Source organism: Rhodopirellula europaea 6C (assembly GCF_000338295.1).
Lineage (GTDB): Bacteria > Planctomycetota > Planctomycetia > Pirellulales > Pirellulaceae > Rhodopirellula > Rhodopirellula europaea.
Genome location: NZ_ANMO01000071.1, coordinates 1 through 9,353 on the forward strand (window position 1 = coordinate 1; position 9,353 = coordinate 9,353).

The 9,353-nt window shown below is 57.6% G+C and carries 8 protein-coding genes; 3 read left to right on the forward strand and 5 right to left on the reverse strand.

All coding sequences use genetic code 11. From position 1 onward, the window contains the following. The first annotated feature begins 157 nt into the window (after positions 1-157). The gene (locus RE6C_RS05930) at positions 158-625 is read left to right on the forward strand and encodes a helix-turn-helix transcriptional regulator (RefSeq protein WP_008654759.1); all 468 of its coding nucleotides are present in this window, start codon (positions 158-160) and stop codon (positions 623-625) included. A 218-nt stretch (positions 626-843) separates the two neighbouring features. On the opposite strand, the gene RE6C_RS05935 is transcribed toward RE6C_RS05930, so the two are convergent. The 5 genes from RE6C_RS05935 to RE6C_RS05955 all read right to left on the reverse strand — a co-directional run bounded on the left by RE6C_RS05935 (position 844) and on the right by RE6C_RS05955 (position 7,455). After that, positions 844-2,754: a prenyltransferase/squalene oxidase repeat-containing protein gene (locus RE6C_RS05935; RefSeq protein WP_008654760.1), complete on the reverse strand. Its 1,911-nt coding sequence runs from the start codon at positions 2,752-2,754 to the stop codon at positions 844-846. A gap of 18 nt (positions 2,755-2,772) precedes the next feature. After that, positions 2,773-3,171 (reverse strand): ExbD/TolR family protein, encoded by a 399-nt coding sequence (locus RE6C_RS05940; RefSeq protein WP_008654761.1) that lies wholly within the window; start codon positions 3,169-3,171, stop codon positions 2,773-2,775. Beyond that, on the reverse strand, positions 3,171-4,226 hold the full coding sequence (locus tag RE6C_RS05945; RefSeq protein WP_008654762.1) for a MotA/TolQ/ExbB proton channel family protein: 1,056 nt from the start codon (positions 4,224-4,226) through the stop codon (positions 3,171-3,173). Before RE6C_RS05945 ends, RE6C_RS05940 begins: the two co-directional genes overlap by 1 nt. After that, positions 4,223-6,166, reverse strand: a complete 1,944-nt coding sequence (locus tag RE6C_RS05950; protein ID WP_039961301.1) for a tetratricopeptide repeat protein — start codon at positions 6,164-6,166, stop codon at positions 4,223-4,225. Before RE6C_RS05950 ends, RE6C_RS05945 begins: the two co-directional genes overlap by 4 nt. Positions 6,167-6,282: 116 nt before the next feature. Then, positions 6,283-7,455, reverse strand: coding sequence for a DegT/DnrJ/EryC1/StrS family aminotransferase (locus RE6C_RS05955; protein ID WP_039961302.1), 1,173 nt, complete (start codon positions 7,453-7,455; stop codon positions 6,283-6,285). A gap of 163 nt (positions 7,456-7,618) precedes the next feature. Between RE6C_RS05955 and RE6C_RS05960 the strand changes: the two genes are divergently transcribed. Both RE6C_RS05960 and RE6C_RS05965 read left to right on the forward strand, forming a co-directional pair. Further along, positions 7,619-8,404 carry a hypothetical protein gene (locus RE6C_RS05960; protein ID WP_008654766.1) on the forward strand — a complete coding sequence of 262 codons (786 nt, stop codon included), beginning with the start codon at positions 7,619-7,621 and terminating at the stop codon, positions 8,402-8,404. Between the two features lie 83 nt (positions 8,405-8,487). Beyond that, positions 8,488-8,955, forward strand: coding sequence for a hypothetical protein (locus RE6C_RS05965; protein ID WP_008654768.1), 468 nt, complete (start codon positions 8,488-8,490; stop codon positions 8,953-8,955). Positions 8,956-9,353 lie beyond the last annotated feature (398 nt).

Sequence of the window (9,353 nt, forward strand, 5' to 3'; positions counted from 1 at the left end):
TCCAATTTTCGCTCCATGTTGAGCGTGTTTTTCCTTTCAGCCGTCAAGCTATCCCTGTTTTCGCCGTAAAACGCGTGTTTGATGGGTGATTCTGGTGTCACGAAAAAAAAGACGTGTTTTCGATGTTACAATTCGGAATCACAAGACTCACTGAGGAGTGGCTTGGTTCAAACACTTTGAAATCGTAGGAAACCGCGGCCCAGGCGGACCCAAAATCATGGCAGCGAAGAAAGTCACTCGCGGAAGGAGTTCCGCACAAAAAAAACAGGCTGATGCGGTGCCACCAGCGGCCAAATCAACGATAAAAAAGAAGTCTTCGTTGGATCCTGGTGCGGCCGAGGAACGTCGCTCGAGTGCCCGGTGGACGTTTTTGACTAACCACGCTCACGTGTTGATCGCGCTACACGCACGGCCGGATCTGGTGCTGCGAGAAGTCGCTGTGGAGGTGGGCATCACCGAGCGAGCGGTTCAGCGTATCGTTCAAGACTTGGAAGAAGAGGGATTCATCAGGCGAGAAAAAGTGGGGCGCAAAAACCACTATGAAGTTTTGGCTGACCAAGCGTTGCGTCACCCGATCGAAGCGCACCGAAACATCGGCGATCTTCTCAAACTGATAACCGGTTGATTCAAAGACCGACGTTCGCGTCCCATCGCGGAAGGTTGTTACCGAGGCGCATCCAACCTCGGCGGGAGATCCGCTGCGGTACTTTCGGGCGTATACAGCCGCGTCGGCAGGAGGGGCCTCGATATTGACGAGGTAGCAGCACACCCGGGAATGTTAAATCGGATCAATCTCGCACACCGCGTCTTTCTGAAGCGGCATCAAGACGCCCGTTTCACGCCTCACTCGGGCCGACGGGAGTGGCGGTAGTAGCTTTCCAGACAGAGCGTGGCCATCGACGTCGTGTAGACGGTTCCGCCGTAGCCACCCCACAACGATTGATCGGACCAAGATCCATCGGGTTGCTGGGTGGAGAGCAGTCGTTGTTTGAGCGCGGCGTTCCAGGTTTCCCAGGCGTCGTCTTGCAACTGGTGCAGCGCCATCGTGGCGTAGTACCAGTAGTAATAGTTGTCGGGGCCGTTGCCTTGTCCGGGCAAGTTGGCCAGCAGCACCGACTCGGCTTCGCGAATGGTGGCGTCGGGAAGCTTTTGTCCAATCAACAATCGTGTCGCGAGTGCTTCGGCGGTCATCGTTGGCGAAGTCGGTTCGCCGGGGCGATAGCAGGCTTGTCCGCCCGAACGGCCGCGACGGACCGAATCCAAAAAGCGTGCGATGCCATCGGACATGCGACGATTCTGCGGCACGGCACCGGATCGATCAGCCGAATCAATCAACAATGCTTGCCATCCGAGTTGGCTGAGGTCGCCCGTGTCGCCTCGGTTGTATCGCCATCCACCGGTGACGGGATGCTGCATCGAACGGGTGTAGGCGACCGCTCGACGAGTGGCTTCCATCGCGGATGGGTCAGCGGTCATCGCAGCAGTTTCGGCGAGCGCTAATCCCGCCATCGCGTGACTGTAATGAGCCGCGTAGACGGACGCGTTGCTGGCCAGTGAGCCATCCGTTCTTTGTCGTGACAGCAGGAATGCGAGACCGCGATACACCGTGTCGCGATGTTCGCCTTCTTGATGCGTGTGTCCGGATCCGAGCATGGAAAGCAACGCCAGCCCAGTAATCGCGGTTTCTGCGTTGCGTCCGGCTCCGCCGCGATGGAGCCCCAGCGGTGCGCGTTCTTGGCCAGCGCCGGTCGTCTTTGGATCCCAGGCTCCGTCGCTTCGTTGTTGCGATGCGAGGTATTTCAGTGCCGCTTCGACGGCGGCTTCGGTGTCCGCATCGCCGCCGTTTTGGATCAGGGCTCTTGCTTTCGCCGCACCGGCTCGTGACGCGAAATCTTCGTCGATCGTCCCGGCGGAGGGTTCGTCAGGTAGCGACGTTGCGGGGCGAACCGAAGCGATCTTTGCGACGGCGTCGTCATCGGTCGAGCGAACCGTTTGGGACTCGCCACTTTGCGATGGCGGTGCAGCCATCTCTGGTGAAGTCTGCTCGATGGATTCTTTGGCGGGTTCCTCGACTGGTTCCGCGAGCGCCGCTTGCAGCCAATCATCGATGCTGGAATCCAGAGCATCGGTCGCCACAGCTTCGGAATCAATGGACTCCGTCGGCGCGGGCTGAGTGGGTATTGCTATCGACGCAAGCGTTGCCGGCATGGATGGCAATGGGATCTCGACCGCGGGAGGTGCGATGTCGGATTCAGGTTCGATGTTGGGATCGTCAGCCGCGAGCGGTTCGGACGATTCCGCTTCCACTTCGCGTTCAGGAATCAAGGGCTCGGGCAACTTGAGTGCGGCCAGCGGCGATGATTCGATGGGAGCCTCGGAAGACTCCTGCAGCGTTTCCAGCATCTCAGGATCGAACATTGACACGGCGATGTCGGCCGCACCGGCGTCAGCGGCTGAATCAGAAACCGGGCCGCCGCCCGACCAAAACACTGACAGTTTGGGCACGTAGACAATCAGCACACCGTGCAGCGCGACTGACAGAATCAAACACACAATCGCTGCACCGCGGCCGCTGGTTTTGCGGCGGCGAAATAGAACGATCGTGATGACTAGAAGCGTCACCGCGACCAAGGCGACGCCGCGAACGATGTTGGGGTCGGCCCAGAGAGTTTCCAAATTGTCCCACGAAGCGATCGGCGACGTTTCAGAAACGCCTGCTACCGGGATCATCGGCGTGGTCGAGACAATTGGCATATGCGAAACAGAAAAGGGTTAGCGTCGTTCGCTGACGCCCATTTTTTGCACGCCGGCGAGCTCAATTTGACGCATGACTTTCACGACATGGTGCAGCGAACTGTCGCTGTCGCCACGCACGGAGACTTGCAGTCCGGGATAGACCGAACGTTGTTGTTTCAGTGTTTCGGTGAGTTGATCGGATGACATCGGGGTGCCATCCAACAGCAGCGAACCATCGCTGCGAACTTCCACGATGCGTTGATCGGGCGTGCGAGCCAGTGATTGCATGTCGGCCGACGCCACGTTGACTTGCACGCCGCTGTCGTTGGAATCCATCTTGCTGCTGACCATGAAGAAGATCACCAGCAAGAACACCACATCGATCATCGGTGTCAGGTTGATCGTCGCGTCTTCGGTTCCGCGATTGCGTTTCATCAGGCTGCCCGTCGTTTACGAGGAGCCTTTGCCGTGCCCGCGTTCTCGAGCCCTTCGGCGGAGATGCAATCGATCACTCGTTGGCAGAGCTTGTCGATCTCGCCGAGGTAACCATCGGACTTGGCACCAAAGTACATGTAAGCGAGGTAGGCCGGAATTGCGACGCTCAGTCCGCCGGCGGTTGTCATCAAAGCGGTGCTGATTCCCGAGGCCAGCAAATCGCTTTCGCCGGCACTGGGATCCGCGATGGTTTCAAAAGCTTGGATCATTCCCAGGACGGTGCCCAACAATCCGATCAGCGGTGTCACGTTGCTGATCGCATGAAAGACTCGCAGGAATCGTCGCAACGAATCGCCAACGCGATCACCCGCGTCAATCACAGCTTGTTCGATTTCCAGCATTGGACGTCCCCAACGACGGACCGCGGCATGGAAAACTTCCGCGACCGGGCAATCGAACTCGTCACAGATCGACGTGGCTTCTTCGTAGCTTAGTTGTCCGTCTTCGACACACTCGGTGAAACGGCGAACAAACGGTTTGGGGATCACACGGCTGCGACGCAGCGAGATCAGGCGTTCCATCGACAGTCCCAAGACGATCAGCGAGCAGATCGCGAGTGGGATCATCAGCATGCCACCTTCGGCAATTTTGCTGATGAAGGCGGGCGGTTCCCAAGCGGCTTCGGACTCAGCGGCCGGATCACCTTCACCGGCCAGCTGATCGGTTGCGGGGGCTTCCGGGATCGACAGCCCACCGGTATTGCGAGATGCAATTTGGGCGACCGGTTCGGACGCTCCGTATTGAGCACCACCAAAGTTGTTTTGATTTCCCGCTGCGCCGTATGGATCGTTGTAGTTGTTGCTAAAACCGTTGTTCGTTCGCGGTTGGCTGTAGCCTTGATTGCCGAAGTTTTGAGCGATGGCCGAAGCGTGCCAGTTCGACCAAATCGACAAACCAACCGTCAGCACGACGACCGGTAAAAATCGCGACGCGACCGCGAGCGTTGGACGCAGGCGGTTGGCGTTGGGACGAGTCTTGTCTCGATGTGAATTCATCGTCGAAGTGGGGATTCAGAGGAGGCGTCCGGTGACAACGCGGCCAATCGGCGGCGGGCTCCGGACGCATGTTGGCTGTTCGCAAAGCGACGCACCAAGGTGGAATAGCAGACAGCGGCCTCGCGTGTCCGCCCCAATTGTTCAAACGACTTCCCGGCTTGCACCAATGCCGCGGCGGTCCATTGGCCTTCGCCGCTGATGCCTTCGACCAATCGGTACGCGTCAATCGCTTCGCCAAATCGATCTTGCATGTAGTACGTTTCGCCGATCATCCATTGGGCTCGACCGCGAGCGTCTTCATCGGCCGACCCGAGTCTCACGACGCTTTCGAGCAGCGAACGACCGCGATCAAAGTTCAATTGTCGGACCTCCACATCGGCGGCCAACAAATTCACCAATGCCGATTGAGGGGACGTCGGTGAAACCGCGGCTCGTGCGGCGGCGATTCGTTGAGCGGCTTCCGTGATCGATCCGGATGAAGAGGCCGTTTCAGCGAGTCGAAGAAGGGTCGGAAAATCATCGGCCCCGCCCTCGTCCACGATGCGTTGCCACCATTTCAGCGATGACTTGGCATCACCGGTTTGAAGCAACGCTTCGGCGAACAAACGTTCGACGTGCAAATTACGTCCACGAAGTTCCGCGGTTTGGTCGTTGCCATCGAAGAAGGACTCTTCGTCTTTGGCTGCCATGGCGAGAATCGACCAGTTCGATGTCCGGCCAGCCCAGCGACACGCCGATTCGCGAACGCCAGCGGTGATGATCGGTTCGGCGTCTTGGCCGTTGATTGATTTGTTTGATGCAACGGGTGAGATCCATCGCATCGCGATTCGCTGTGCGTCGGCATCGAGATCGTTGCTGGTGAGTTGTTCCAGGATCGCTGCGGTGGTGTCGCCCGTTTGGTCTCGGGTGGCGATGGCGTTTGCGTAGATCGACTCAGCATCGGCGTCGTTTCGCTGAGCGGCCACCAACAATCCGATCGCGGAAGGTTTCAGCGTGGACGTGAAATGAGGTGACGCGATCAGCTTTTTCGCGTGAGTGATCAAATGATCGGCCAGCGGTCCATCGCAGGCATGCAACGGATGATTGCCACAATGCGACACGATCGCTTGCAGACACGCACTGGAATCGGCGTGTTCAGTGAGCAATTGCTCCAGTGTTTGATCAGCCGAATCGGATTGCCCCGTTCGGAATTGACACGACATCCGCATCAACAACGCGGAAGGCACATCGGCATGGTCGCCGTGATGTTTCAGGAATTGATCGATCGCTGTGAGGGCGGCTTGATCGTCTTCGCCTGACATGGCCGTGCACCACGCTAGTCCCAATCGTGCCGTGGCCAGTTGAGGGCTGTCGCCGCTGTCGATGACCATGTTGTAGGTCGATTGAGCCAGTTCGAGCTGGCCGTCATCCAGCAATCCCGATGCAACGGTCATGCAAGTCGCCGTCCACTCGGGGCTGGTCACACCAAGCTGGTTGACTTCGCCGAGCCAACGATGGGCGTCGGTGGGACGGCCGGATCGCGACAATCCATTGGCTGCGCTGAGCAATAGGTTGGCGGTTTGTTCGGCACTGAGTGAGTTTGGATCGTTTTCTCGCAAACGCATCACAGCATAGGCGGCCATGTCGTGCACATCGGCGGCGTTTTCGACTTGGTTGCCGCTCGCATCCAACCGGCGAGCCAGTTGAACCAAAGCGGCGATGGATCGAATCGATGAACCATCATTGGCCGCGATCTTGCGAGCCGTCGCGATCGCGTCGTCCCACTGGGCACCGTGCGTCTGTTGCAACAGTTGACCGGTCGCAGCAGCGAGTTCCGAATCGTCCGCGGCGGCGAACGTCGGAGCCAATACTGCAAGCAGCATCCAAACCAACCCGATGGACTTCCAGCGGGTTGTCGGTTGGCAAAGAGAATGGTTCGACTGGTTTTGAGTCACAGTCATGGCTGAATCGAAAAGTCGTGATGAGGGATTCAGAGAGCCGTGTTCCATGAAGAGCGGGCGAGTTCCCGATAGTCGACTGACCTTGGAGACTCGCCCGTTCGAAAATGTTGATTGGATCAAGCCGCGGCGCGGTTGGCTTGTTGGAAGAACGATGCCACCGAGTCGACGACGCGAATTTGTTCCGCTTCGGTCAACGATGGGAAGATCGGCAGGTTCAACACTTCAGCACTGGCCGCTTCGGTGTGTTCCAAACCGTCGTGACGGAACGGAATGTCTTGGAAGCACTCTTGTTGGTGCATCGGAACCGGATAGTAGATCTCCGATCCGATCTTGCGTTCGGACAAGTGGGCTCGCAGTGCGTCGCGTCGACCGCCGGGAACACGCAACGTGTATTGGTTCCACACGTGGCGAGCGTTGGGATCATGATATGGCGTGCCCAATTGGTCTTCGCTCACCAAACCGGCTTCGGTCAACAATCGGGTGTAGCGGTTCGCGTTGATCGTGCGAGCTTCCACGGCTGCATCAAGGTGACGCAATTTGACGCGGAGCACGGCGGCCTGAAACGTGTCCAGTCGGCTGTTGATGCCAACGACTTGGTGGTAGTAACGCGGACGCATTCCGTGTCCGGCGAACAATCGCAAACGATCTGCAAATCCAGCGTCGGTCGCGGTCAAGATTCCGCCGTCGCCCATCCCACCCAGGTTCTTGGTTGGATAAAAGCTGAAGCAACCTGCCGTTCCCCAATTGCCAGCCGGGCGATCTTTGTAGGCCGCACCGATGGCTTGGGCAGCATCTTCGACGACGGGGATGTCATGCTTGGATGCAATTTCACAAATTCGATCGATCTGGGCACACTGACCGAACAAGTGAACCGGAATAATCGCGGCTGTCTTTTCGGTGATCAACGACGCGATCGATTCAGGATCGATGTTGTACGTGTCGGGGCAAATGTCGGCGAAGACGGGAACCGCACCCAAGCGGGTGATGCAGCTGACCGACGCAAAGAAGGTGAAGCTCGGCACGATGACTTCGTCGCCCGCTTTGACATCCAATGCCATCAAAGCCAAAAGCAACGCGTCACTTCCGGAGGCGCAACCGACCGCGTTGGGCGTTTGCGTGTAGGCGGCGACTTCGTTTTCCAGCTCGGTCACATCGGGACCAAACAGGAAACGTCCACTGTCGAGCACTTCGGTGAGTGCATCGAGGAACTCGTCGCGGTGCGGGGCGTTGTCGCGATTGACATCCAACAGAGGGACGCCGGGGGTGCTATTAGTCATGGCGAGACTCATCCGTGAAATAGATGCGGGATAGTCGAAAGTCCATTTTCGACCGTGTTGACGCACTGACGCGTTCAAACACTTCTGCTTCAATACGAGGCGTCACAGTAAAACGTCAAGACCGAACCAGCGAAGACGCACTCCAAGATCCTCCCCACAATTTCACGAAAACCACATGGCGAAGAACAAAAAAGCCAGAATCCCACACAAATTCCTGCCTTGGATCGCGATCCGAAAACAGTACAGCCTGACCCACGCCGAAGTTCAAATGGCTCGAGAATTGGGTCTGGAGCCGCGAAGATTCCCAAGCTACGCGAATATCAAAGACCAACCTTGGAAAAAGCCGCTGAAAGAATTCATCGCGGAGCTGTACCTGAAACAAACCGGGAAAGAACAACCCGAAACGATCTACTCGATGGAGGAATTGGCGGCTCAGCACGTGGCTCGTCGATTGGCGAAGAAACAGGCCAAACTCGAACGTTTGGCCGAGGAAGGGCCCGAGGACGAAGCCTCCGAAACGGTTTGGCCAACTGCGGAATCGAACGAAACTGCAGCAAAAACAGCCGAATCAGAAGCGATTCCCGCGGCCCAGCCGGTTGCCGAACCTGCCGCTGAGGTCGCCCCTCCGGCCGTCGAAGTGGAGCAACCCGAAAGCGTTCCAGAGCCTGCTAAAACCGAAACACCGGCGATGGAATCGGCACTAGAGACATCTGCGACCGAACCCGAGCCACAACCGCAAACGCCCGAAATCGAAGCGGTTGTTTCCGACCCGGAGCCGGTTGCGGATCCTGCTCCCGTTGCCGCGGATCCAGAGCCTGAACCCGCTGCAGAGCCCGAACCCGAGGAGGCTCCACCGGCGAAACCTGCGAGTCCCTGGGAAGCGGCCCGAGCCCGATTGAATGCGAAATCGGAGGCAAATCCTGACGATCCGGATTTGACATCGGGCCCTCCGACAACTTAGCTTGATGCTCTGCAAACTGCGTCAATTCACCGCCTCGCAACTTTTCGCGGCGGTCACTTCCCTTGATTGGAACGAGTTAAACGATGGCTAAACGTTGGATCTCAGCTCTGGCTGTCCTGTTGGTCGCCGCCACCACCGTGGTTGCCGCGGACGCCGTGGAAAAAACCGTGGACTTGAAAGACGTGAAGTGCGTCGTCGCTCCACGCGATGCTCAAGCGAGCAAGTCAGCCGAATACAAAGAAGGCAAGGTGTTCTTCTGCTGCAATGGCTGCGAAGGCAAATTCGCCAAGACACCTGAAAAGTTCGCGACTCAGGCCAACCGCCAACTGGTTCAAACCAAACAGTACGAACAGAAAGCATGCCCACTCAGTGGCGGCAAACTGAACCCCGAAACGTTGATCACTGTCGATGGAGCGAAAGTCGCTTTCTGCTGCAACAACTGCAAGGGCAAGGTCGAAGGCACCGAGGAAAAGAAGCAAGCTGAATTGGTCTTCAGCGACAAAGCGTTCAGCAAGGGCTTCGAAAAGAAAGCCGAAAAGACCGACGGTTGATACAACGTCGCGTCAATCAAAAAACGAAACCCAGTTGGAACTCCCAACTGGGTTTTTTCGTGCTTTCCCACAACATCCAACAACCTGTAGCACGATGGTCCTCAACGTGACCCCACCCCCGTACGATGGACTTCCAAGTCCGTCGCCCCCTTCGAGCAAAGAAGTCGTGAGTCTTAAAGTGCCGTGCTCGCAAGATTGAAATCACCCTCCTGAACGCAGTTGGGGAGGGTCGGAATGCGAGCGTTCAGCGAGAATTCCGGGGAGGGTAGTGCGCGCCTTTTCCCATGCTCGGCCCTCACCCTCACGTACGCCTGAACGGCGTCGCTCGACCTCTCCCCAAACTTCGTTTCGGGAGAGGTGCGCCGTGTGTAAATCTGCCGAAAAGCGGCACTTCAAAA